The sequence below is a fragment of the Leisingera coralii genome (assembly GCF_049056525.1).
Classification (GTDB): Bacteria; Pseudomonadota; Alphaproteobacteria; order Rhodobacterales; family Rhodobacteraceae; genus Leisingera; species Leisingera coralii.
This window is the reverse complement of record NZ_JBHUPT010000071.1, coordinates 42,127-66,915: the sequence shown is the minus strand read 5'-3', so window position 1 is coordinate 66,915 and position 24,789 is coordinate 42,127. Positions and strand designations below refer to the sequence as shown.

The 24,789-nt window shown below is 64.9% G+C and carries 14 protein-coding genes and 1 pseudogene; all 15 read right to left on the bottom strand.

Annotation, left to right across the window (positions count from 1 at the left end; all coding sequences use genetic code 11):
• Positions 1-113: 113 nt before the first annotated feature.
• On the bottom strand, positions 114-794 hold the full coding sequence (gene tagF / locus ACFMBG_RS20415; RefSeq protein ID WP_421056515.1) for a type VI secretion system-associated protein TagF: 681 nt from the start codon (positions 792-794) through the stop codon (positions 114-116).
• Positions 794-4,366 (bottom strand): type VI secretion system membrane subunit TssM, encoded by a 3,573-nt coding sequence (tssM, locus tag ACFMBG_RS20410; protein ID WP_421056514.1) that lies wholly within the window; start codon positions 4,364-4,366, stop codon positions 794-796. The genes tagF and tssM overlap by 1 nt, the downstream gene beginning before the upstream one ends.
• Positions 4,363-5,796, bottom strand: coding sequence for a type VI secretion system protein TssL, long form (gene tssL / locus ACFMBG_RS20405; protein WP_421056513.1), 1,434 nt, complete (start codon positions 5,794-5,796; stop codon positions 4,363-4,365). The genes tssM and tssL overlap by 4 nt, the downstream gene beginning before the upstream one ends.
• 14 nt (positions 5,797-5,810) lie before the next feature.
• Positions 5,811-7,151, bottom strand: a complete 1,341-nt coding sequence (tssK, locus tag ACFMBG_RS20400; protein ID WP_421056512.1) for a type VI secretion system baseplate subunit TssK — start codon at positions 7,149-7,151, stop codon at positions 5,811-5,813.
• Between the two features lie 47 nt (positions 7,152-7,198).
• Entirely contained in the window at positions 7,199-8,683 is a 1,485-nt protein-coding gene (tagH, locus tag ACFMBG_RS20395; RefSeq protein WP_421056511.1) for a type VI secretion system-associated FHA domain protein TagH, read from the bottom strand.
• Positions 8,684-8,691: 8 nt separating this feature from the next.
• Positions 8,692-8,994 carry a PAAR domain-containing protein gene (locus ACFMBG_RS20390; RefSeq protein WP_421056510.1) on the bottom strand — a complete coding sequence of 101 codons (303 nt, stop codon included), beginning with the start codon at positions 8,992-8,994 and terminating at the stop codon, positions 8,692-8,694.
• A gap of 16 nt (positions 8,995-9,010) precedes the next feature.
• The gene (locus tag ACFMBG_RS20385) at positions 9,011-9,619 is read right to left on the bottom strand and encodes a DUF6931 family protein (RefSeq protein ID WP_421056509.1); all 609 of its coding nucleotides are present in this window, start codon (positions 9,617-9,619) and stop codon (positions 9,011-9,013) included.
• 9 nt (positions 9,620-9,628) lie between these two features.
• Positions 9,629-11,740, bottom strand: a complete 2,112-nt coding sequence (locus ACFMBG_RS20380; RefSeq protein ID WP_421056508.1) for a type VI secretion system Vgr family protein — start codon at positions 11,738-11,740, stop codon at positions 9,629-9,631.
• A gap of 64 nt (positions 11,741-11,804) precedes the next feature.
• Positions 11,805-15,377 carry a type VI secretion system contractile sheath domain-containing protein gene (locus tag ACFMBG_RS20375; RefSeq protein ID WP_421056517.1) on the bottom strand — a complete coding sequence of 1,191 codons (3,573 nt, stop codon included), beginning with the start codon at positions 15,375-15,377 and terminating at the stop codon, positions 11,805-11,807.
• Between the two features lie 1,089 nt (positions 15,378-16,466).
• Positions 16,467-16,964, bottom strand: a pseudogene (gene tssB, locus ACFMBG_RS20370) (type VI secretion system contractile sheath small subunit); the annotation flags it as partial.
• Complete coding sequence (locus tag ACFMBG_RS20365) at positions 16,957-17,787, bottom strand: ion transporter (protein WP_421056516.1); 831 nt, start codon at positions 17,785-17,787, stop codon at positions 16,957-16,959. The gene ACFMBG_RS20365 and the pseudogene tssB, both read right to left, overlap by 8 nt.
• Before the next feature lie 87 nt (positions 17,788-17,874).
• Positions 17,875-19,110, bottom strand: coding sequence for a hypothetical protein (locus tag ACFMBG_RS20360; protein WP_421056507.1), 1,236 nt, complete (start codon positions 19,108-19,110; stop codon positions 17,875-17,877).
• 57 nt (positions 19,111-19,167) lie between these two features.
• Positions 19,168-21,891, bottom strand: a complete 2,724-nt coding sequence (gene tssH / locus ACFMBG_RS20355) for a type VI secretion system ATPase TssH (protein WP_421056506.1) — start codon at positions 21,889-21,891, stop codon at positions 19,168-19,170.
• A 1-nt stretch (position 21,892) separates the two neighbouring features.
• Entirely contained in the window at positions 21,893-22,948 is a 1,056-nt protein-coding gene (tssG, locus tag ACFMBG_RS20350) for a type VI secretion system baseplate subunit TssG (RefSeq protein WP_421056505.1), read from the bottom strand.
• Positions 22,912-24,789, bottom strand: coding sequence for a type VI secretion system baseplate subunit TssF (gene tssF, locus ACFMBG_RS20345; RefSeq protein WP_421056504.1), 1,878 nt, complete (start codon positions 24,787-24,789; stop codon positions 22,912-22,914). Before tssF ends, tssG begins: the two co-directional genes overlap by 37 nt.

Below are 24,789 nucleotides of genomic sequence, written 5' to 3'. Positions count from 1 at the left end.
GGCGACCAGCCAGATGTCATGCTCCGGCAGCGCCAGAACAGCATCCTCGTTGACCTTGCGCTTCAGCCCCACATGGGTCTTCGCGGTATAACGGTATTTGCGCATCGGGTTCATCATGAAACCTCGGCCCCCGCCCAGACCGGCGCGCCGAGGTCAAACAGCCCCAGCGCCGCAGGGCCCTGCGGCAGCCCGTTGCACGCCAGCGTTCGCGGCTCCCCGTCCAGAACCGCCGTCCACAGGCTGCATGCCGCCAGCCGGGCGCCCAGCACATCGCCCGGCATACCGGCAGGCAGCCTCTCCAGACCATGCCCCCCGGCCAGAACCACCGCCACGTCCGGATCCGGCCAGGGGCCTTCTGCCCGTGCCTCCGGCGCCGGTATCTCTGCGAGAGTTTCTGCCAGGCGGTCCTTGGTCATCGTGTCCTCCAATGCATCCAGCACCACGTCCTCCAGCCGTTCAAACAACGCGGCCTCGCCGAAGTGGTACGAGCCCGCCGCCCCCTGCCCCGGCAAACCCGCCATCAGCGTCAGCGGAAACCGGCGCCCGACACGGTCGACAGAGGGCATCATGACGCCCATGACCTTACCCGGACCGGCCAGACCGGCAGGCAGGGTGAACCGCCAGATCGGCGCGGTCATATAGTGCGCGTCGAAGCCTGAGCCATAGGCCGCCCTGCCGTCCAGCAGCACCTGCTGCAGCCAGGCGTCCCACACCCGCACAAACCCGCCCGGCGTGTTCAGCCGGAAGAAATCCCCGGCTGACGGCATCTTACCGAAGGCGCCAAATCCCGCCATCACATCGACTTCGGGCAGCTGAATTTTGCCATCGCCGGCAGGGCGAAGGGATTGATCACCGAACCGGACTGCAGCTCGAACAGCGCCAGCCGGCCGCCCACGCGGAAGTTCACCCGGCGCCGGTCCGAGACATTGGTGCGGCGCACCTCTGCCGCGTCCAGCAGCCGGAACCAGGCCCAGGGCCCGTCCCGCGACAGCACATTCTCGCTGTCACGCTTCTGCGGCAGCAGGGTCAGCCGCGCCAGCCCGACCGAGCCCGGCCAGGTCACCGCCACCGGCGTCGGCGCACCTGAGCGGTGGTTATAGGCCACCTTGGTCCCGTCGATCTCCAGCAGAACCTCCTTGGCCTTGGGGTCCAGCGCGTTGACGGTGATCTGGAACTGCACCGCAGGCTGCGCGCCGCCGGCAAAGAACGCCTCCTTGATCTCGGAGGCATATTGCATCTGCTGCAGCACCGCCTGGCTGATACCCAGATCCACGTCATTCACCCGTTTCCAGGTCCAGGGGCGGCTGCGGGTGTCGACATATTTCAAGAGCTGGTCATTGAAGAAGCCGTCGATCAATCCGCCCGGCGCAAACAGCTTGGCAAAATCCGCCATCGCCACATCGGCCCGGGCCGAGCGGTTGAACGGATAGCGGTTGGCCAGCGCCTTTTCGCAGAACGGCAGCACGGTGGACTGCCAGCGCGCGTTGATCGACGCCCGTGTGCCCTCGGAGGTGATCCCGGAGGACCCGGCCGAAATCTGCGTTGCCCAGCGGGGCAGCGGCCCGCCCATGCGGCTGGCGGTCTGCTGGAACTGCAACAGCGCCTGACCGCTCTGGCCGCCGGTGGCGACACCGGAGAAGGACATCTTGTTCAGCTCCTGATAGACCAGCTGCAGCTGCCCCATCAGGTCATCCAGCTGCGAGGGCTGCCCCTCGGGCCGGTTGACCAGTTCATAGAGCCATTCGAAGCGTTCCTGCACATAGGCCCCTGGCGGCTTGGCCGCCTGGCCCGGCGCATTGGTGGCGGAATTGACCAGCGCTTCCAGCAGGATCTGGCCCTGGATCGACAGGTTCGACCGCGCCTCGATCGCCGCCACATTCTGCGCGCCCGCACTCAGCGAGCCCGCATCCAGCACCGACTTGTCCTCGTTCAGCCGGGTCTCATTGCTGACCTCCGTCAGGATGTTGACGATGGGCGAGGTCGGCCCTGAAAGAACATTGGTCACCTCCACCGCATGGGAAAGCGACTCCAGCGGGATGATGTCGATATCGCCGAGGATCTGATCATAACGGCTGATGTAGTCGTTGTAATAGAGGTCCAGAACATCGCGGCTGAGCTTCAGCAGAACCGCCTCGTTCTGGGCTGCCTCGCTCTGCTCGCCCAGCACCCAGGCCTCGCGGTGGACCCGCTCGGCGACGCTGACCGCCTCCGGCAGGAACACGTTGTGGAAGCCGTCATAGGTAAAGATGCCCTCGATGCCGTCATTCAGCGGCTTGCCGGAGCTGCGCACCAGCACCCGCTTGACCGACGGGCCGCCGACATCGGTAATCCGCCATTTCGGCAGGCTTGTGGCCTTCTGCGAATTGAGGATGCCGTTGTAGACCCGCTGCGCCAGCGGCATTTCCGACAGGATATTCTGCGCCTGGTCAACCAGCGGCCCGTTCAGCGCAATCTCCTCCATCGGCTGCGACAGCAGCGCCGTCAGGTGGTCCATCAGATCGGCGCGCAGCTGGGTGCGGGCAATGCCGGGATAGGCAATGTTCTCCCAGTCCAGCCGCATCCATTCCTTGACCAGATCCTGGTTCATCGGCCCCTGCAGGCCCAGCATCAGGTAGATCTTCAGCGCCTCATACAGCGTATCGGGGTTGTTGATATTGCCCTCGATCTGCTGCTCCAGCCGCACCAGCAGCCGCGGCAGCAGGCGCTGGTTCAGCGCGCCGCGGTAAGTCTGCGCCGCCTGGGTGCCGATCACCTCGCCCTGGTACAGCCCATAGGTCATCGCCCGCTCGGGCTCCGGGTCGGACAGCACCGGATTGCCCGGCATGTCGCGCAGGTTGTTCAGCGCTGCCGCCACCGGCACCAGATCGGTATCGCCGACCGGACTTGGCGGCAGCTGGGCCGCGGCAGCCTGATAGACCGAAACCTGGCCCTCGGCCTGGGCAATCAGATCGGTGTTCCTGAGATAGGACCGCACCCACAGCGTGCCCATCGCAATGGCCACCAGCACGGTCGCGGCAATCGCAATCCGCCGCGTCCAGCGGTAGCGGCGCTCGACCTTGTCATCGGCAGAGACCAGCCCCGCCTCCGGGAACATCACCCCTTCGAACAGCCGGGTCAGGAAGAACGACCGTCCGGTCCCCTGCCCCGAGCCAATCGCCTGGCGCCCGATGCCAAAGGTCTGCGCCATGCCCAGCATCAGCCGGTCGATCGGCGTACCCTCCTGGGTGCCCGAGGTGAAATAGACCCCGCGCAGCATCTGCCGCTGCGCATAGCGGTTGTCCTGGAACACCTCCATCAGGAAGTCGCGGGCGACACCGCGCATCGAGGACACCTGCGCCGGGAAGCCGGCAATCAGCGCCCGGCGCTGATGGTCGGTCTCGGTCTGCATCTTCTCCAGGAGCTGAGCGTTGATCTGCCCCAGCAGCAGCCCGAATTCCGCGTCAAACGCGGCAATCGGCGGCTCTTCCTTCTTGCCCTTGGGCAGCGGCAGGGTGAAGCCCCAGACCTGTTCGCGGTCTTCCTTGCCCAGGGAGTCATGGAACTCCTGGAAGCCGGCGATCAGGTCCGCCTTGGTGAACAGCACATAGACCGGGAAGCGCACCCCCAGCTTCTCGCGCAGCTCCGCCAGGCGGTGGCGCACCGCGGCGGCATGGCTTTTCTGGGTGATCTCATCCTGCAAGCTGAGGTCCGACAGCGAGATCGCGACGATGGCGCCGTTGATCGGCTGCCGCTTGCGGTATTTCTTGAGCAAACCCAGGAAGCCCAGCCAGGCCGCATTGTCCGCATCCGCATCGCTTTCCTGGGTGGTATAGCGCCCGGCGGTGTCGATCAGCACCGCGTCATTGGTGAACCACCAGTCGCAGTTGCGGGTGCCGCCGACGCCGCCAATCGCCGCCTTGCCCAGCTTCTCGGCCAGCGGGAACTGCAGGCCCGAGTTGACAATCGCCGTGGTTTTGCCCGCGCCCGGCGGGCCGATCATGATGTACCAGGGCAGGTCGTTCAGATGGCGTCGGCCGCCCTTGGACTTGCGCAGCTCCTTCATCGCGTCCTTGAACTTGCCGCGCAGCTCGCCGATTTCCTCCGACAAGACATCATCTTCCGAGGTGTCGGCCACTTCGGCCATCTCCTCGGTCATCTCCTTGTCCTTGCGGCGCCGCCGCCAGAAGATGAGGCCGATGATGATGAAGTACAAAAGCCAGATCACCCCGATGGTGATCAGCCGCGCCATCACGCCGTCAAACGGGCGCCAGTCGGCGCTGCCGATGAAGGGCGCAAAGAACCACACACAGGCCGACAGTGCCAATGCCAGCAGCATCAGAACCGTGTAGATCGACCGGAACAGGGGAAAGATATAACGGCGGATCATCCTTCAACCTCCTGAACCAGCAGGATTTCGATCCTGCGGTTCTTGGCCCGCCCTGCGCGGGTGCTGTTGTCTGCAATCGGCTCCTTGTCGGCGCGGCCCTCGGCCGACAGCCGGTCCGGGTTGGTCATCACCCTGGCCATGCCAGCCATCACCGATTTCGCGCGTGCCAGCGACAGCGCCATGTTGGACGGGAAGCGGGAGGAGCGGATCGGCACATTGTCCGAATGCCCTGCCACGATAATCCTGCCCTTTTCATCGTTCAGCGCCTCGGCCACCCGGTTGACAGGCGTGCGGAACGCCTTGCTCAGCTGATCCGAGCCGGAGCCAAACATGCCAGAGCCGGTCAGCCGGATGATCAGCGTGTTGCCCTTCTGGAACACCTGCACGATGCCTTCCTTGATTTCCGGCTCCAGGAAGCCGGCCACCTTGGCGACCTGTTCCTCTGTGGTCGGTGCCAGCGGCGGCGGCGGCGGCGGCGGCGCCCGCCGCTCCAGCTCCACCTTGGGACCGGAGTCGACAATGGACAGCTGCCCCACCACGTTCTCGGTCTTGTTCGACAGCATCCAGCTGAGGCCGATGAACTGCAGCGCCAGCACGGCAGCAGTGGCCGCCAGCGTAATCCACACCAGCCGCCAGACCGACAGCGCCTTGAACGGTTTCACCAGACCTTCCCAATGCGGCGACAGATCGCGCTCCACCGGCCCGCGCTGGTTGCGGATGATCCGCGCCAGCGCGCCGCGGATCTGCAGGTGTTTCTCGGAACCGCCCTGCTCCACCCGCAAGCGGCCCTCGAACCCCAGCGACAGGCACATGTACAGGAACTCAAGCATGTCGATATTGGCGCCGGGCTCCTTTTCCAGCCGCGCCAGCAGGTCATAGAACCGGTCGCCGCCGACCACCTCGCGGTGGAAGGTCGCCACCATCGACTGCAGACCCCAGGAGGACTGGCCGCCCCAGGGCGTGTTCAGCACCACATCGTCCAGCGTCGCGCACAGCGCATAACGGGCGATCTTCACGGTCTGCGCGGCAATACCTGCCTGCAGGGCGCGGTTTTCAAACGCGCGCACCTCTGCCACAACGCTCTTGCGCAGCGCGTCCGGGTCCATGTGCTGGGCCCGGTTGCGGATCCGGGAAATCAGCGCAAACAGGGTCGAGGCGCAGGCGGTCAGCTGGTTCATCCCCGTCAGCGCCATCTTCGGCGCCTTCTGACCGCCAGCCGCGGCCTGCGGTTTCGGCGCCGCCGCCTGCGGCACGCCATAGGCATCCAGCCCGGCCTCGGCAGGCGCAGCCGGCTGTTCCGGCGCCGGCTGGGCCTGCGGTGTCTCCGGCTGCTGCATCGGCGCGGCAGAGCGCCGCCCGCCCGGGTTCGGCTTGATCACCGTCTTGTCGGTATCCCCCGGTTCGGCAAAGGGATCGTCATAATCAGCCATCTCAGCGCCTTCCCTTATGCATTACGGATTGCCCAAAGCTCCATCTTGAGCCCCGGATACTGTCCCGACACATGCACCGCGATCCCGCCCGAGGTGGTCATCTTGCGCCAATAGGGGCTGTCCGCGTCCATCTCGAAGTAGACCACACCCGAATGATAGGGGATCTGCCGCGGCGCCACCGGCAGGGGCCGGAGCGTGATCCCGGGCAGCGCCGAGTTCACCAGCTGGCGGATTTCCTCCACCGGGCCGATCTTGGCCTGGCCGGAGAAATGCTTGCGCACGTCCTCGGCCGGGATATCGGCGCTGACCGCCAGCACAAAACCGGCGTTGCCCAGCAGCTTGCGGTCGGCAATGACCCCCACCGAGATGCCGTATTTGCGCGCCTCCAGCTTGATCGGGATCGCGGTCTGCTCCAGCACCGAACTCAGGTACTGGCGCAGCACCCGGATCACCGGCGCAAAGCATTCCATCAGGTTGTCATGGGTATAGGGCGGAAACTCCGGCGCCTGCTTTTCGGTCGACATGAATACCGACAGCTCCCCCGCCAGCCCGGCGCACAGCGTGAACAGGCGTTCGGGGTGCAGGTTCTCGATATTGCGCAGGTGGCGCACCTGCGGCAGCATCCGGTTCACCACCGTCAGCAGCATGAAATCCGACACATCCGCCACCCCGCGGGCGCCGCCCGCCTCCGACAGGCGGCCCGCCAGCGCCTCCATGCGGTGCGCCAGCAGCCCCTCGAGCTCCCGCAGGAAACCGCTGAGCGCAGGTGCTGCGCGCACATCCAGGCAGGACGGGATAAACGCCTGGTCCAGCACAATCTCCTTGTCCGGGCGCACCTCGATGATGCGGGCCACCGGCACCGCCAGCAGGTCGGCCAGATCATCCACCTCCAGCGCGAACTGCAGGCGCATCTTGCCCACGTCCAGCTCCACCGGCTTGCGCTCGGTCGAGGTGACGTCGGTCACTTCCTGCTTGTCCGGGCGCAGGCGGCTGGCGGAGCGCTCGGCGCCGCTCAGGTCGACCTCGACCGCCCCCTGGCGCCGTTGAGGCACGGTCAGGTAGACGATGCAATCCTTGACCGTGGTCGGAACCTCCATCGCCGGCGGGTGCGGATCCGCCATCGGCACCCGGAACACCGTGCCGTCATGGGTCAGCCCCTCGCAGGACTTGACGGCAAACTGGCCGATCTTCAGCGCCTCGTGGTCAATCTCCAGGCCGTTCACCCCCCAGGCATAGGGGCTGAGCCGCCGCGCCAGCCCGGCAACCAGCGCCTCGTTGTAACGGTCGGACTGCTGGAAGTGATGCGGCTGCAGAAACAGCCCCTCCGTCCAAAGTACCTTGCTGTCCCAGGACACCGGGATCTCCTCTTAACTTGCAGGCACGCGCCACAGCGCGCCGCCAATCATTCCTTCAGCCTGTCCAGCTGCTGCTTGTAAGCCCGCGCAAATTCGCGGCTGAACAGGTCATGAAAATCATTCTCAGCCTGGTCGGAAATCTCCGCATAAAGCTGTTCGTAAACGTCCCAGTACCGCGCCTTCTTGCCCCGCAAGAGGCCGGTAAAGCCGCCCTTGTCCTCGATCTGCGCTTCCAGCGCCTTGGGATCGAGGCGTTTCAGCACACCTTTCAGCGCCGCCTCCATGCCGGTGACCATTGCCACCTCATGCGCCTTGATGTCCTTCAGCGCCTCCTCGGCGGCGGTTTCGGGGCTGAGGTAGCCCTTAGTCGCCGGGCGCACCATCGCCTCGATCGCCTGCTCCGGCGTGATCGAGAATTTCAGCGGGTTGTTTCCGCCGGCCGAGATCATCGTCTGCTCGATGCGGAATTCCGACTTGATCGAGGTCCGCGTCATCAGGATTTCGCGCAAGCCGGTGACCAGCGTCCGCATCACCCGGCCCATGCGCGCCATGGTGCTGGCCTGATCCGCCGGGTCGATGCTGATTTCGGCGCCGGCACCATTCAAAAAGGCCTCGAGCGCATCCTGCGTCCCGGCAGAGGGCGCCGGCCGCGCACCCGACTTCTGGTAGGGCGGAATTTCGGGCGGCGCAGAGGGCGGAGCCTCCTGCGGCGGCGAAGTCGGTGTTTCCTGGGGCGGTCCCGGAGGGGCTTCCTGGGGCGGACCCGAAGGCGGCACTTCCTGCGGCGGCGGCGGAACCTCGCGCGGCGGCTCGGGCTTGGGCTCCGGTTCCTCCGGCCCGCCGATGCCGGACAGGAACTCGTCATCCCAATCGTCCGGGATCATGCCAGACTGCGCCGCGGGCGCGGCAAACCCGTCCGAGGCGGTCGGATTGTGGTTGGCCAGGCTGGCCCCCTCGCCTTCGCGCCCGTCGCTGGCTTTCTGGAAGAACGGATCCTCCTCCTCGCCCAGCGGCGGCAGCAGCTCGTCAATCGGGTCGACCGGGTTCAGCTGCGCAGGCCCTTTCGGCCCCTCGCCCAGGAGATCGTCCAGGAAATCGCCCCCCGGGCCGGCATCTTCCAGCAATTGCAGCGGGTCGGGCGCATTGGCGGCATTGCCATGCGAAACAGGCGCCTGCGCCGCGGGCGCCGCGATCATGTCCCCGACGTCCATCAGATCGTCGCGGATTTCCACCACCAGCTCATAGTTGCCGATGCACAGCACATCGCCATTGTTGAGCGGCGTCGGCGTCCGGCCCAGCGGGATCTTGGAATAGTTCAGAAAGGTGCCGTTGGAGCTCAGGTCCACCACCACCACATTGCCGTTGTGATCCTCGATCACGCAGTGATTGCGCGACAGCATCTGGTCCGGATCGGGCAGCACCAGATCGCAGCTGGCGCCGCGCCCCACCGTGAGGCTCGGCCCCCGCATTGGAACGGGGGCCGCATCGCCGGGCATCGCGCCCGAGCTTTGAAACTTCAGCGTCACTCCCATGATTGGGCCTAACCTCCCACCAGCACGGTGAATTCACCCTTGGCGACCATGCCGCCGCAGGCGGTGTTGTCCAGGATCCGCGCGGCCGGCATATTGTTGATCAGCACCGTCGCCGAGCCCTTGATGATCGGGTGCGGCGCGGGCGCCGCCGTGCACATGTCACCCAAGCGCGCGGCCGGCAGGTTTGCAACCAGCACGGTCACCGCGCAAGGCGGCAGGATCGGCGTCGGCACCGGCAGAACCGGCGGCGGCGGGGTGGAGGGCAGCATGCAGGCATGCAGATCCGTCATCCGGGCCTGTGGCATTCCCATCTGTTACATCCTCCCGTTATTCCTGCGCCGCGTGCTGCGGGACTTCGATCACCTGACCTTTGCCCCCGCGCGCGATATCCAGCGCGCGCTCAACCAGAACGCCGCCGTGTTCTTCAAACTTATCAGACAATTGACCCAAGGCCACCATATTCATGGCAAAGGCCGCCGCCTCCGAGGCGCCTGCAGGGGCAGGATATTGATTCAATTCTCCGGGTCCCAGCGTTCCGGCGGCATAGAGCACCGCCAGCGCGCAGTTTACCGTGTCATCATCCACATAGGCATGATCCAGGGTGATCCGCGCCTTGTCGCGGTTCTCCTCGCTGGGGTCGAACACCCAGGCCTCCGACGCCGTCAGCGAGGCCGGGTCCTTGTCCGACCGCGGCCCGATATAGTCGCGCGCGGCCAGGCAGGCCCACCATACCCGTTCCCGCGGCGGCAGCAGCACCGCCAGCACCCGCAGGAGATCAACCAGCGCGCCCTTGCGGTCCAGCTCCTCCAGCACCACCCCGGCCTGCGCCGTCGGCGGTGCCTCCAGCGGCGTCTTCAGGATCACATTTGCCCGCGACAGCAGCTTGGCTACCGGGTCGGAGGGCATCTTGACCAGCTTTTCAAATCTTGCCGACATCTGCACCACCTAGTTGATCATCGTGAGGCCGCCCTTCAGGGTCAGCATGGCCTCGCCTTTCACGGTGGTCATCGGTGCCTTGGCTTCGACCATGCCGGTGCCTTCGATCTTGATCATCGGCCCTTTGATGGTCACGCCGGAATTGTCGATCTTGACCGAAGAGGCACCCACGGTCAGCTTGATCTCCTGGCCAGCGCTCATCGCGATCTTGCCCGCGGTGACATCGACGGTCAGGTTGCCCAGCGACACGGTCTCCGTGTGGTTGCCCTGGGCAATGGTTTCGGTCAGGTTGCCGGTATCCACATCCAGGGTCATGTTGCCGGTCTGGATGTTCTCAGACTTGTCCCCGGTTTCCACCACCTCGGTGCGGTCGCCCTGATGCACGGTTTCCGTCATGTGCTGCTGGACCGTGAACACATAGCTTTTTTCATCCGCCGAAGTGACCTCGGGGTCGGGTGCATCCATGCCGACCGTCACCGTCGAGCGGTCCTTGACCAGCATCTGGTGATCCTTTTCGGCCTGAACCCGCATCAGTTCGCTGTCCTTCTTGTCGTCGAACATCAGCTCGTTATAGCCGCCGCCGCCCTTGGATGAGTTGGTCTTGATCCCCAGCTGGGTCTGGTCGTCGGGGTAGGTATAGGGCGGCATTGTTTCCGCATTGTAAAGCATGCCGGTGCAGATCGGCCGGTCCGGGTTGCCGTCCTCGAACTGGATCACCACCTCCTGGCCCATCCGCGGGATCGCCACCATGCCCCAGTTCTTGCCCGACCAGGGCGTCATCACCCGCACAAAGCAGGACGAGGTCTCGTTCTTCTTGCCTTCGCGGTCCCAGTGGAACTGGATCTTGATCCGGCCGTGCTCATCGGTCCAGATCTCCTCGCCGCTCTTGCCGACCACGGTGGCGGTCTGCAGCCCCTGCACCTCCGGCCAGGGGGTTACCAGCGGCGCCCGGAACTGATCGGACTTCAGGATCGCCCCAAAGGTGGCCGCATAGGTGTCGTGCTCCATCTCCTTGGGGTAGTCCATATTGCGCGGCTTCACGTCATGGCGCATCTCGCCCGAGGTCGCGATCTCTGTGGTGCGGCTTTCCCGCTCGCCGTAATCCCAGGCCAGCTTGATGTGGTGTTCGGCGTCGGTGACCAGATACTCCTGGTTGTTCTCCGCCACCGGATGCTCCTTCATGGTGAAGGTATAGCCGGTGCCCAGGGTCGCCACGCTGGACGCGCCGCGCCAGCGCTTGTGCTTGATCGCCTGCGCCTCCATCTGCACCCGCGTCCGCTTGGTGCCCAGGCCGGAATTCTTGCGGTAATGGCCCTGGTAGTCGTAAACCTCGTAATCCTTGTGGGAATGCTTGCCCTTGGCAATTGCCGAGGCGGCCTTGAGGTCCGCCGACGGGGTCAGGAAGTCGAAATCGTTCAGGGTGACCTTGCCGCGGGTCAGGATTTCCTCCTTGGCCCATTCCGAAATATGCTCCTCCCGCCGCCGGTCGCGGTCGTCGCGGGCGTGGAATTCGATATCCGCACCGCCCTTGACCGGAGAATGGCCGCTGACGCCGTCACACAGCACCAGTTTCTCGGGGCTGCTAGGGCTGGTGGTGCTGTCGAAGTAGAAATATATCCCCTCCTCCTCCATCAGCCGGCACAGGAAGTCATAATCGCTCTCACGGTACTGCAGGCAGTACTCGCGCTGCTCATAGCTCTCGCTCAGCTTGTCAGTGTAGTCGCTGAAGCCGTATTCGCTGAACAGCTGCTTGATAATATCGACCGTGGTCTTTTCCTGGAACACCCGCAAATCGCTGGTCCGCGTCAGCAGCCAGAACCAGGGGCGCACCTCCGCCACATATATCTCATAGCCGTTGCGGAACCCCAGGTATTCGACCGAGATGCACAGGCCGGAGAACTGCTGTTCCGTGTCCGGGTTGCGCATCACATGCACGTTCATCGTCTTGCCGACCAGATCCTCCAGCTTGGGCTGGGCCTTGGTGGCGGCAAATTCGATGGTGGTCTCCGTCAGCTTGCTCAAGCCCTCGCGCACAATTGCGCGGCTCAGCATCAAGCCTTCGGTGCTGTAGCTCCCCGACATCCAGGCGAGGTCGTTTTCATGGCCCTTGCTTACAACCATGGTTCCTCCTTTCCGCGAAGGGAACCGGGCCGGAAATCACCGGCAGTGTTCTCAAACATTCGCATCACAAATCATCCAAAAGCGCGGCGAGCTCCGCATCCATTTCTTCGTCGCCGTCATCGTCATCGTCGTCATCCCCAAACGACGCCAGCAGATCATCGAGGTCTCCATCATCTGCGTCGAAATCCAGTTCACCCAGGTCAAGGTCGTCCCCGTCATCTCCTCCGAGGTCCAGATCGTCCAGGCCGAGATCATCGCCGTCATCACCGCCCAAATCCAGATCATCTTCATCCCCGCCGCCCGCAGGCGGTTTGGGTTTCGGCAGCCCGCGCGGATCCGGCGGCGAGGGCTCAGGCGCCGGCAATCCGGTCCAGGGCCCCAAAATCTCGATGCCCTTCAAGGAGTTGAAGGAGGTCAGCCGCACCTCGTCCCGTCCCTTGACCGCGCTCACCGCCATAAAGCCCCGTTCCTGCGCCAGCGCGATCTTGTCCAGATCGATATTGCGCTCGGTGCAGGGCAGCGCCACCTGGTCGCCGAACTTGTCGTTCACATAATGATAGGGCATCCCTCCCAAAGACATGATCTTGCCCAGCTGCAGCGACGGACCGTGTTCCTTGAAGGACCGCCCCAGAAGGATCGCCACCAGCACCACCGGATTGGCCCAGAGCATACCCTTCAGGCCTTCCGTTTCGGTAAACTCCTCGAAATCAAACTCATAACAGGGATCGGTTTTCTCACCATACGGGCGCCGCAGCAGGAACCGCGGGCTTACCAGCCCCAGATGCCCCGCCTCGGCCATGCCCTCCAGCGTGTTCCAGGCCTCCGCCACCAGCTTGGGCCGCTCCGCCTTGGGCGTTTTCAGAAACTCCGGTGAGATCGACGCAAAGAACGGCGCATCCACATGCGCCGCCACCCGCGCGATCCGGCCCAGCAGCTCCGCATGCGGCGGCGTTTCCTCGAACTGATACATGCCGATCAGCGCCGAGTAACCGCCGCGGCCGTTCTCCTCATCCAGCGGCTCCTCGGTCAAGAGGCGCACAAAGCCGGTCTTCGACAGATCCTCTTCCGCGGCCAGATCCGCCGCCAGCTCCTCCGCCGAGATGTCATAGAGCATCACATCCAGCGTATCGTCCGCCTCGATCGAACGCGCCATCAGATCCAGCGAGCGCCACTGCGCCTCCACCGACTGGAACTCCGGATGATGCAGCACCAGCCGCATCGCATCCGACAGCGCCTCATCCACCGCCTTCTGCATCGCCGCCACGTCCGGATCCGGCAGCGCCCGGATATGCGGGCCGACAACCCGCGCCAGCAGCTCCTCCACCGGCGTCGCCGGGCGCGGTGTAATGCCGGTGTCCTTGATCAGCTGCTGAAAGGCGCTCAGCCGCTTGTCCGCAGGCACCGCATTGCCCGCCGAGGTGCGCTTGGGCGCCCGCGCCCGGGTGCCGTATTTCTCTGCCCAGGCCTTCAGCGTCCCCGCCGCATGATCCGCCGTCGCGCCGCTCTGCAGCTGCTTGCGCAGGCCTACCAGTTCCGAGAACAGCTCAACGTTTTCATAGAGTTCATCCGGATGCAGACCGTCCAGATCCTCCAGCTTCACCGCAATCCCGGCGCCCTCCTTGCCAATCGGCAGGACAAGTTCCGTGGCGAAGCGCTCGATCACATCCTCAACCGTATCCGGGTCCAGCAGGATCGCCTTGCGCGCCGCCAGCGCGTCGCCGGTCTCCAGCTGCCCCTTGGCCGCGCGGCCCGAAAAATCCCCCAGCACCGCCAGCCGGAACCGCTTGCGCTCCAGCTTCTGCGCTGCGGGCCGGTCCGCGCTCATGGTGCCATAAGCGAATTCCGGTTCTTCAGAAGCTTCCACCGCAGCCGCGGCCTCCGGTTCGCTGCCGCCGTCATCCAGATCCCCCAGGAGGGCATCCAGATCATCTCCGCCGGCATCCTCCGCCGCCTCATCATCGCCGCCAAGATCGCCCAGCAGATCGTCGAGGTCCATATCCCCGTCATCGCCCATCAGACTGTCCAGATCGGAGTCCGCATCCCCCAGACCACCCAGCAGCGCGTCAAGGTCATCCTCGGCGCTCTCCTCATCTGCCGCCTCCTCGGCCTCCGCCTCTTCCCCAAGACCGGCCAGCAGATCGTCGAGATCACCTTCGTCTTCCTCACCGCTGCCCAGATCACCAAGAAGATCGTCCAGGCTGGCGACGCCAGCCTCCCCGCTATCCTCCGTTTCCAGATCCCCAAGCAGCGAGTCCAGGTCATCATCGCCGGCAGCGGCGGCGCCATCGTCCTCCGACCCGCCAAGCAGGTCATCCAGGCTGCTGTCTTCTGCCTCCTCTGCAGATGCTTCCCCGGGTTCATCCAGATCGCCCAGCAAGTCATCGAGATCATCCCCGCCGGCGTCTTCAGTGTCCTCATCGTCCGCCAGCAGCGCGCCGGAACTGTCCTCCTCAGCCGCTTCCGCTTCATCATCATCCAGATCGCCAAGCAAATCATCCAGACCGCTGTCCTCAGCGCCCGCTTCCTCCTCCGCGCCGCTCAAAAGCGCTTCCAGGTCATCATCGTCCGAGGCTTCCGTCTCCTCGCCCAGGTCCCCAAGCAAGCTGTCGAGATCATCATCCCCGGCGATGGCCTCAGCCTCGTCCCCGCTGTCCAGCAAGGCGTCCAGATCCAGGTCCGGCTCGCCGCCGCCCGCGTCTTCCGGGCTGTCCTCTTCCGCGGTCAGAGCATCCAGCACCTCGCCGGCATCCTCCTCCGCCGTGTCTTCAACGCTGTCACCGCCAAGATCGCCAAGCAAATCGTCCAGCCCGCTGTCGTCCGCGTCTTCCTCCGCAGGCGCGTCCAGAGTGTCCAGCGCAGCACTCAGATCATCGCTGTCCTCCGCTTCCTCCGGCGCATCCAGCCCGCCGAGGATCGACTCCAGGCCGCTGTCCTCTTCCGCGGCCTCGTCCGGCAGGTCATCGGCAAGCCCGGCCAGAACATCGTCAGAACTGTCCCCGGCATCTGCCTCCTCCGGTGCTTCAAGGCCATCCAGAACCGCACTCAGATCCTCGTCCGTGTCCTCCGCCTCATTCAGACCGCCTTCCAGCAGCCCTTCCAGCACGTCCTCGGACCCGCCTTCGTCCTCTTCCTCGACCTCAACAGAGGCAAGGCTCTCCAGCGCGTCTTCCGCCTCGCTGCCGGCGCCTTCGTCCGCAGGCGCATCGTCCAGAAGACCGCCAAGCACATCGTCCAGGCCGTCGTCTTCCTCAGCCGCCGAAACCTCTGCATCCGCCAGGCTTTCCAGCGCTGCAGCGGCGTCCTCGCCCTCCTCGTCTGCCTCTAGCTCAATATCCGCGAGATCACTCAGAACGCCGGAAACATCTTCTTCTTCGTCCCCGTCCGCCTCCACAGGCTCAAGACTGCCCAGAGCCGCCTCCGCAGCATCATCCGCTTCGGCCTCTTCAGGCTCCAGATCTGCCAGCCCTTCCAGAATGTCCGAGTGATCTTCAGCCTCGGGTGCCTCAACCTCCGCCGCGGCCAGGCTCTCCAGCGCGGCACCGGTGGCGTCTTCGTCCTCGCCCTCCTCCCGCACCTCGATCGAGGCGAGTTCATCCAGAACCGAAGACGCTTCTCCCGCATCTTCAGCCTCCGGCACGTCGGCCGCGGCCAGGCTCTCCAAAGCCGCGCCCGCAGCATCCTCTTCCGCAATCTCTTCGGGCGCCTGCTCTGCAAGCCCGCCAAGAACGCCGGTGTGATCCTCCGCCGCCGGCTCTTCAACCTCAACAGCCGCCAGGCTTTCCAGCGCGTCCTCCGCTGCGGTGTCCTCAGGCTCCTCCACTCCGGTATCCGCGAGAGCGTCCAGAACGCCGGAATGGTCCTCCGCGTCCGCCTCGGCCACCTCAACTTCCGAAAGGCTCTCCAGCGCGGCTGAGGCCGTGTCTTCCGGCGCGTCTTCCTCCACCTCCTGCGCTGCCAGCCCGGCAAGCACCTCTCCGGAAGTATCTTCCGCCTGCTCCGGAATATCCGCTTGCGCCAGACCTTCCAGGACAGACCCGGTCTGATCGTCTTCCTCAGCGTCCGGAACCTCCGCCCCCGCCAGCGACGCAAGCGCCTCTCCGGCCGCGTCGCCCTGATCTTCCTCCTGCGGCGCGGCGGCACTCAAACCAGCCAGCACATCCGCCGAACCGTCCCCGGTCTCCGCTTCATCAGGCTCCGCCGCCCGCAGCCCGTTCAGAACGCTGCCAGAGGTATCCTCCGCTTCAGTCTCGTCCGGCGCTTCAGCCGCAAGCCCCGCCAGCACGTCACCGGAGGCATCTTCTTCTTCCGGTTCCGGGACCTCCGCCTGCGCCAGACCTTCGAGCACGGCAGCGGAGCGGTCCTCTGCAACCGTTTCCGGTACTTCGGCCGCCGCCAGGGACGCCAAGGCATCCGCCGAGTCATCCGGCTCACCCGCGTCTTCAGGCGCCGCAGCGCTCAGCCCCGCCAGCACATCCGCCGAGGTGTCCTGCGGTTCAGCCTCCTCCGGAGCGGCAGAACGCAACCCCTCCAAAACCCCGGCCGAAGCATCCTCTGCCGCCTGCGCTTCCGGCACCACCTCCCGCAGCGCGTCCAGAACCCCGCCCGAGGCATCCTCAGGCGCCGCATCCGCCGGTGCCTGCGCGGCAAGGCCTGCAAGCACGCCGCCGCTGGTGTCCGCCTCTTCCTCCGGCAGCTCCAGATTGCGCAGGCTGTCCAAGGCAGCAGCGCTGTCCGTATCCGCCGCCGGCGCCGACACCGCCTGCAGCAGCGACGGATCGTTCAGGATCGTCTCGATCAGCGTCTCGGCGCCGGTCTTGCCGTCCATATAGGCCATCAGGTTCTGCAGCTGGGTGCGCGCCTCCAGCAGGGGCCGCAAGGCGTCCACCTTGGCGGCGATCGCGCCGGGCGAGAAATCCGCCATGCTCTCGAACGTGAGGTCCACCGCCAGGTTGCCCTCGCCGGTCAGCGTGTTGGGCACGGTGAAGGCGGCGCGCGGTGCCAGCCCCTTCATCCGCTCGTCGAAGTTGTCGACGTCGATTTCCAGGAACTTGCGGTCTGCAACGGCGGGCTGCTCCACCGTGGATTTCCCCACCAGGTCGCTCATCACCCCCATCACAAAGGGCAGCTGCACCTTCTTCTCGGCACCATACAGCTCCACGTCATATTCAATCTGAACCCGCGGCGCCCGGTTGCGGGCAATGAACTTCTGCGAGCTGTCAGCCATTGCCCTGCCCTTTCAGCTCCGCGATTTCCGCCCTGAGCGCCTTGATCTCCTCATGCAGCTCCATCACATGCGCATCGACCACATCGGTTTCCGATTTCACCAGTTCCCGCAGCTTCTCGAATTCTGCCTCGGCTTCCGCCTCCACAGCTGACTGCATGGTATTGACCAGAAGACCGATGAACAGGTTCAGCACCGAAAACGCGGTGATCACGATGAAGGGCACAAAGAACGACCAGGCAAAGGGGAACTCCTCCATCACCGGACGCACAATCCCCATCGACCAGCTTTCCAGCGTCATGATCTGGAACAGCGAATAGAGCGACCGCCCCAGGGTGCCGAACCATTCGTCAAAGGCCGCCCCGTACATCATCGTCGCCATCACGCCGAAGACATAGAACACGATGGAGATCATCACGATCACCGCGCCCATGCCCGGCAAGGCATCCAGCAGCGCCTGCACCACCGCGCGCATCTGCGGAATGACCGACAGCAGGCGCAGGGCGCGCACCACCCGCAGGCCGCGCAAGGCCGACAGGCCCTGGCTGTCCGGCAGCAGCCCGAAGGAAACCACTACCAGGTCGAAGATGTTCCACGCCGAAGAGAAGAACCGCAGCCCGTAGGCAAACAGCTTGAGCGCCAGTTCCAGCACAAAGATGGTCAGAACAGTGGTGTCGATCACATCCAGCAGCCCGCCCGCATGCGCCCGCACCGCGCCCGAGGTGCCAAGGCCCAGAGTGATGGCGTTGAAAATGATGATGCCCAAAATGGTATTGGTCACCCAGGGCCGCTCGACGAATTCGCGTGCGCGGTCCCGAAGCGTCATGCCGCTGCTGGCCTGGGTTTCCACTGGTCTTCTCCCTTTCTGCGGCCCGGCCGGCTTTGAACCGGGCCAATAGTCTGCCGGCCTGGATCAGGCCACCGCCTTGCTGACGTTGTCCACCAGGCTCTTCACGGTCTTGATCGCCCCCATCAGCGTGGAGGCCTCGGAAGCGATCGTCTTCTTGTCCAGCGCCTTGAGCTTCTGGATCGTGGTCTGATCGTCGACCTTCATGCCGTTGCCCTCCATCAGGGCCTGCATTTCCTCAAGATACTGTTCGCGGTCCTTCAGCTTGGCCGCCAGCTCGCTTGCGGCGCGTTTCAGCGTCATGCATTCCGCCCCCAGCTTCACCCCTTCCTTCAGGGTCTTCGAGGCGCGCACCTTCTTCATCAGCTTATCCGCCGACACGCCGAGGCTGTCGGTCTTGTTGCGGGTCTTGGTGGTGTGCTCGCGATAGGCTTTGCGCGCCTTCTCAGCGTCATTCACCTTGGCCGAGATCCCCTTGACCGTGGCATCCAGCAAGTTCTTGGCGATCGACTTGGCGTCCTTGCCCTTGGTCACCTCGTCGCCCATCGCCAGCGCCTTGGCGGTCAGCTTCTTGATCGCTTCAATCGGCTTTTTCACCGAAATGCCTTTGGTGTCGGTAATCCCCTGCCGCTCCGCCGCCTGCATCAGAACGGTGCCGCGCAAAGTGATATAGGCTTGGATCCCGGTATACAGATCCTTGCGCAGCTTGGCCTCGTTCTTGAGCTGCTGGTTGATCTCCATCCCCAGCTTCACAACCTCGACCACAATCGTTTTGTAGGAGGTCACATCCGCCCCGGAGGTCGCCACCAGCTTGGCCACCGAGCCGGCGATCTTGATCGTGCCCAGCCCCACCTTGAGGGTGGTCTTGACCCGCGCCTCCTTCAGCAGCTTGTCGCCCTGGGCTTCCTTCTTGAGCCTGGCCTCGATGGCTTTGTGAGCGGCACCTTCCGCCGAATCCAGCGCGTTCTTGATCGAGGCGTTGGTCGCCTGGATCATCTTTTCCGCTTCTTTCTGCGCCGCCGCCCCCGGCGTCTCCATCAGCTTGCCGACCTTGGCGTCCAGCTTCACCGCCTCTTCGGTGATCACCTTCTCATAACGCTCCAGCTCGGCCATGCCGGCTTCTTCCAGGCGCTTCAGCTTGGTTGATGGCGCCGGATCCGGCTTTTTCATCGTGCCCTTGGTGGTGACCTCAAGCTCCACATCGACCCGGTATTTCGGGATTTCGATGTAGTTCAGCTTGGGCTTGGAGCGCACAAGATCGACAACATAAAACTTGTGCTTAACAGTGGTTGTCTTGGCCATCGGGTTCTCCCTGTTTACTCATCAACTTGCGGCGCAGGCCGGGTCACCGGCGCTGTGTCAATCAAACGCGTATGAAAACTCCCCGTCCGTGACGCCGATCTCGACCTTCTTGACTTCCTCGCCCTCCATCAGGCGGCGCAGGAACTCGTTGGAAATGTCCGGCAGCATCGAATTGGTGACGATGGCGTCGATCATCCGGCCGCCGGATTCCAGCTCCTGGCAGCGCTCGACAATCTTGTCGACCACTTCGCCGCTGTACGAGAACGGCACCCCGTGCGCCTCCTCGACCCGCTTCTGGATGCGGCCCAGCTGCAGCTTGGTGATCTCGGCAATCATGTCCGGCGACAGCGGGTAATAGGGGATCGTCACCAGACGCCCCAGCAGTGCCGGCGGGAACACCTTGAGCAGCGGATCGCGCAGGGCTTTCGCCATGCCCTCCGGCTCCGGCATAAGGTCCGGGTCCGAACACAGATCCATGATCGTCTCGGTGCCGACATTCGACGTGAGCAGGATCAGCGTGTTCTTGAAGTCGATCACGCGCCCCTCGCCGTCTTCCATGACGCCCTTGTCGAAGACCTGAAAGAAGATCTCATGCACATCCGGGTGCGCCTTTTCGACCTCGTCCAGCAGCACCACCGAATAGGGCTTGCGCCGCACCGCCTCGGTCAGCACCCCGCCCTCGCCATAGCCGACATAGCCCGGCGGCGCCCCCTTCAGCGAGCTGACGGTATGGGCCTCCTGGTATTCCGACATGTTGATGGTGATGACATTCTGCTCACCGCCATACAGCACCTCGGCCAGCGCAAGCGCGGTTTCGGTCTTACCCACGCCAGAGGTGCCTGCCAGCATGAACACACCGATCGGCTTGTTGGGGTTGTCGAGGCCTGCGCGGCTGGTCTGGATCCGCTTGGCGATCATCTTCATCGCGTGGTCCTGGCCGATCACCCGCTGGGCCAGCCGCTCTTCCAGGTTCAGGATGGTCTCGATCTCATCCTTGACCATGCGGCCCACCGGAATGCCGGTCCAGTCGCCCACCACCGAGGCCACCGCCTGGTGGTCGACAATCGGCAGGATCAGCGCCGAGTCGCCTTGCAGCGCTTCCAGCTCCGCGTTCTTGTCCTTCAGCTGCTGCATCAGTTCGGCGCGCTCATCCTCCGTCAGCGGGCTATCGGCGGCGCCCTCCGCAGCGTCGTCGCCGGCATCCCCGGCATCATCCACGGGCGCGGCCCCCTCCCGGAGCTTGGCGCGCAGGTCCAGAATGCCTTCGACCACCGCCTTTTCCTTGTCCCAGCGCTCGGTCAGCCCGGCCAGCCGTTCCTCCTCAGCGGACTTGGCCGCCTCCACCGCCTCGCGCCGGTCGGCGACCTCATACCCTGCGGTCTCATCCCTGCCGATGATCTCCAGCTCGGTGGTCAGTGCCTCGATCCGGCGCTGGCTGTCATCAACCTCGGCCGGCACCGCATGCTGGCTCACCGCCACCCGCGCGCAAGCCGTATCCAGCAGGCTCACCGACTTGTCGGGCAGCTGCCGCGCCGGGATATAGCGGGCCGAAAGGCTGACGGCGGCCTCGATCCCCTCATCCAGCACCTGCACCCGGTGGTGCTGTTCCAGCATCGAGGCGATGCCGCGCATCATCAGGACCGCCTTGGGGATATCCGGCTCATCGATCTTGACCACCTGGAAGCGCCGGGTCAGCGCGGGGTCTTTCTCGATGTACTTCTTGTATTCGGCCCAGGTGGTCGCGCCGATGGTGCGCAGGGTGCCGCGCGCCAGCGCCGGTTTCAGCAGGTTGGCCGCGTCGCCGGTGCCGGCCGCGCCCCCTGCCCCCACCAGCGTGTGGGTTTCATCCACGAACATCACAATCGGCACCGGGCTCGCCTGCACCTCGTCAATCACCTGGCGCAGGCGGTTTTCAAACTCGCCCTTCATCGAGGCACCGGCCTGCAGCAGCCCCACATCCAGCGCCAGCAGCCGCACATCATGCAGGCTGGGCGGCACGTCGCCGCGCGCGATCCGCAGGGCAAAGCCCTCGACCACCGCGGTCTTGCCCACCCCGGCCTCGCCGGTCAGGATCGGGTTGTTCTGCCGCCGCCGCATCAGGATGTCGACGATCTGGCGGATTTCCTCGTCCCGGCCCACGATGGGGTCGATCTCGCCGTTGCGGGCCTGTTCGGTCAGGTCGGTGCAGAACTGCTCCAGCGCCTCGCCCTTGCCCATCGCGCCCGGCGCCATCGCCGAAGAAGCCTCGCCCGGCTCGGCCCCGCCGCCGGTCACGTTGGAGCCGTCCTGCGCCCCCAGCCGTTCCTCGGGCGAGCCATCGGTCGCCTCATTGAAGTTGTCGGCCAGATCATCCGCGCCGATCCTGGCCAGCTCCGGCGACATGGTCGACAGGATATTGCGCAGCGCCGGCGTCTTCAGCATCCCCAGCAGCAGATGGCCGCTGCGCACATGGCCCGAGGAGTAGAGCAGCGAGCCCCAGACCCAGCCGCGTTCCATCGCATCCATCAGGTGATCGGAAAGGTCCGAGATCGTCGAGGCGCCGCGCGGCAGCATGTCCAGGGCGCGGGTAAGCTCGGTGGCAATCTTGCCCGCATCCAGGTCGTAATGCTGGATGATCCGGTGCAGGTCGCTGTCCTGCTGCGCCAAGAGCTGATGCATCCAATGCACCAGCTCGACATAGGGGTTTCCGCGCATCTTGCAGAACACGGTTGCACTTTCAACGGCCTGGTATCCCAGCTTGTTCAGCTTGCCAAACAGCGCCACGCGGCTGATCTCGGTCATCTCAAATCCCTCCCTCTACTCGCTCTTCAGCCCCGGCGCCAAATCCCGGGTACAGGTATAAATCATTCACGTCCGGCTGGTCCGCATCCGGATCCGGGCGCGAGCGGATCCAGCTGGTGTGCCCCAGCCGGGTGGTGCCGCCCAGGGATGCCCGCGGCACCTCATCGCCCGCCAGCACCAGGTTCACGTCCCAGTCCAGAACATCGCCGGCATACGACCGCACGATGGCGCGCAGCCGCTTCAGCGCATCACCGCCCGGCAGCAGCCGCTCGTAATCCTTCAGCGTCAGCGGCCCGATGCGGATGCGGAACTTGGCGGTGCGGCTCCACACCTTCTCGCCGATGCTGGTGCTTTGCCCCAGCCCGCCATAGCCCAGCCCCCAGCGGTCATCCGGCTCCAGCTCCAGCCAGCTGCCGATGTATTCCTCCAGGGAAACCGGCACCTCGAAAAACGCCGCCAGGATCGACACCAGCCCTTCCGGGTTCTTCGCGCCGCGGGCCAGGTGGCCGGCAAAATGCAGCTTGGCCAGGTCGGGCATGTCGTCCCGGTCACCAAACTTGAAGCCATTATAGCCGATCAGCGACGCCACCTTGCGCGCCATCGGATCATCGGCACGGTCAAAGCTGACGGCGGGCGAGCCTTGCGTCCAGGCCCGGTACAACAGGCTCATCAGCCGGTGCGTCAGCATATCGGCAAAGGCCACCATCGTCGGGTCGCGGTGATTGCGTTTGCGGTCGCGGGCGTATTCGGTCAGGTGCAGCGGCAGCGGCCCTTGCGGCCCGAACAGGCCGAAGAACCGGTTGGTCAGCACCGCGGGCTTGTCCCCTTCCGCCGGTTTGAATGCAGCAATGGTCGAGGGCGGAAAGGCCAGCTCCGCCTCCTGCCCCAGCCGCAGCCTGTCCTCGCGCGGGCGGCGGCTTTCGCCAAGCCGGGGGGCCTCATCGAAATGCGCCTCCAATACCCTCAGGGCCTGAAAAACGTGGTGTTTCTCAGGCTCCATGGCCAGCCGGCCATAGAGGCTCAGATCATCCGGCCAAGGCCCTTTTCCGGTCGCCATCTGGCAATTTCCCCGCGTTTTTCAGTTTTCAGGACGGTCTCCGTGAATGAGTTGATGCTGGCATAACCGCGGAAGAACCGCTCCAGCACGGCCCCCAGCGCGTAGATGTTGCTGCCTTCAAAAAAACTCTCGTCAAAGCCCAGGGTGATCTCCAGCCCGCGCACCGCGGTGGACAGGATCTCATCGCTCATCCGCCGCACGATGGGCCGCGCGCCCACCGACAGGATGCCTTCCAGCTGCTTCTCGGTCACCCGGTCGCCCAAAGGGGCATACAGCCCGACCAGCTCGCGCAGCGCCTCCGCCGACTGGCCCTTGCCGGTTTCGGCAATCGACACGTAGTTGAGGCTGAGGTGCGAGATCAGCCGCCAGGCGGTATCCCCCTGCGCCAGCGTCGGATGCGGGCGGGTCGGCGACACCGGCAGCGTCACCTTCTTGACCGGCCCGCCCTCGGGCAGGTGGAAGACATCGTCATTACCGGTGGCCAGCAGCATCGGCAGGTCGCGGTTGGTGCACAGCGCGGTCACCGCCAGCTGCTCCAGACCAGAGGAGTACGGCACCTGCGACCGGTCGACCAGCGTCAGGAACACCTCCGACCCCAGATAAGAGCTGCGCACCCCGCGCAGACGCTCCTTCTCCGACCGCTGCCGCATCCGCCGCTTGACGGTGTAATAGGCCGGGTGGCTTTCGCCCGCGGCGGTAAAGTCATTGGCGGAATAGAACGGGCGGAACACCACGTCATCCTCGCCCTCGCCGCTGATCCCGACCACGCTTTGCAGCGCGTAGACCTCGAAATCCAGCCCGGCGGTGCGGTTCGGGATCACGTGATGCTCGGTATCAATCGGCGCGATCCGCACCCGGTCGCAGCGTTTCTCGAACAGGTTCACCGCAGGCACCGCGTTCAGCTGGAACACCTCCGGCACCACGATCGGGGCAACCTCGGACATCCCCTCGCGCAGCAGGATGTAAAGGTCCACCTCATTGCCCGCGGATTTCTCCAGCCCCGCCCGCAGCCCCTGCAGCTCGACAAAGCGGAACCGCTCCGGCATCGCGAAATATTCCTGCAGCAGCCGGTAGCCGTCATAGACCCGGCGCGGCAGCGGCAACAGCGCCTCATCCTGGCCAAAGCCCTTTTGCACTACCCTGGCGCCGCGCAGCGGCAGCTGCCAGTCCGCCCGCCGGTCGGTGGAACGCGCCACGATGCCCTGCACCTGGGTGCACAAGAGTTCCAGCAGCGGCCAGCTGTTGCCCGCGCTGCCGGACAGGTACAGCGACAGCCTGTCCATCTGCAATTTTCTGATCGGGTCGCCGTCGATCCGCTTGATGCGCAGCCGGATGCCCGCCCGCGCGTCATAGCCGGTGGCCACACCCGCCGCGACCAGCTCGCCGCGCCCGTCGATATACTGCGCCTCGGTGATCTCGATCGGCCACATCGTCAGATCGGCGGCGGTGCGGAACTCGCAGGGCGTCTGCTCCCCCTCGGTCAGCCGCGACCTCAAGGTAGAGCCGCGCGGCAGCACATAGCCGCTTTTCACCGCCGAGTTCGCCGCATCCGGCTCAAACGCCGCAATCATCATCGACGGCGTCGGCGCCAGGTAATGCGGATAGATGATCTCCAGCAGGTTCGAGGTGAAGTTCGGATACTGCAGCTCCAGCTCCAGCTGCACCCGCGCGGTCAGAAAGGCGGCGCCCTCCAGCAGCCGCTCCACGTAAGGGTCAAGAACCTCAACCCCTTCCATCCCCAGCCGCGCGGCGATCTTGGGATAGGCGGCGGCGAACTCCGCGCCCATGTCGCGCAGATAGTTCAGCTCGTTCTCGTAATGGGTCAGCAGCCGTGTATCCAT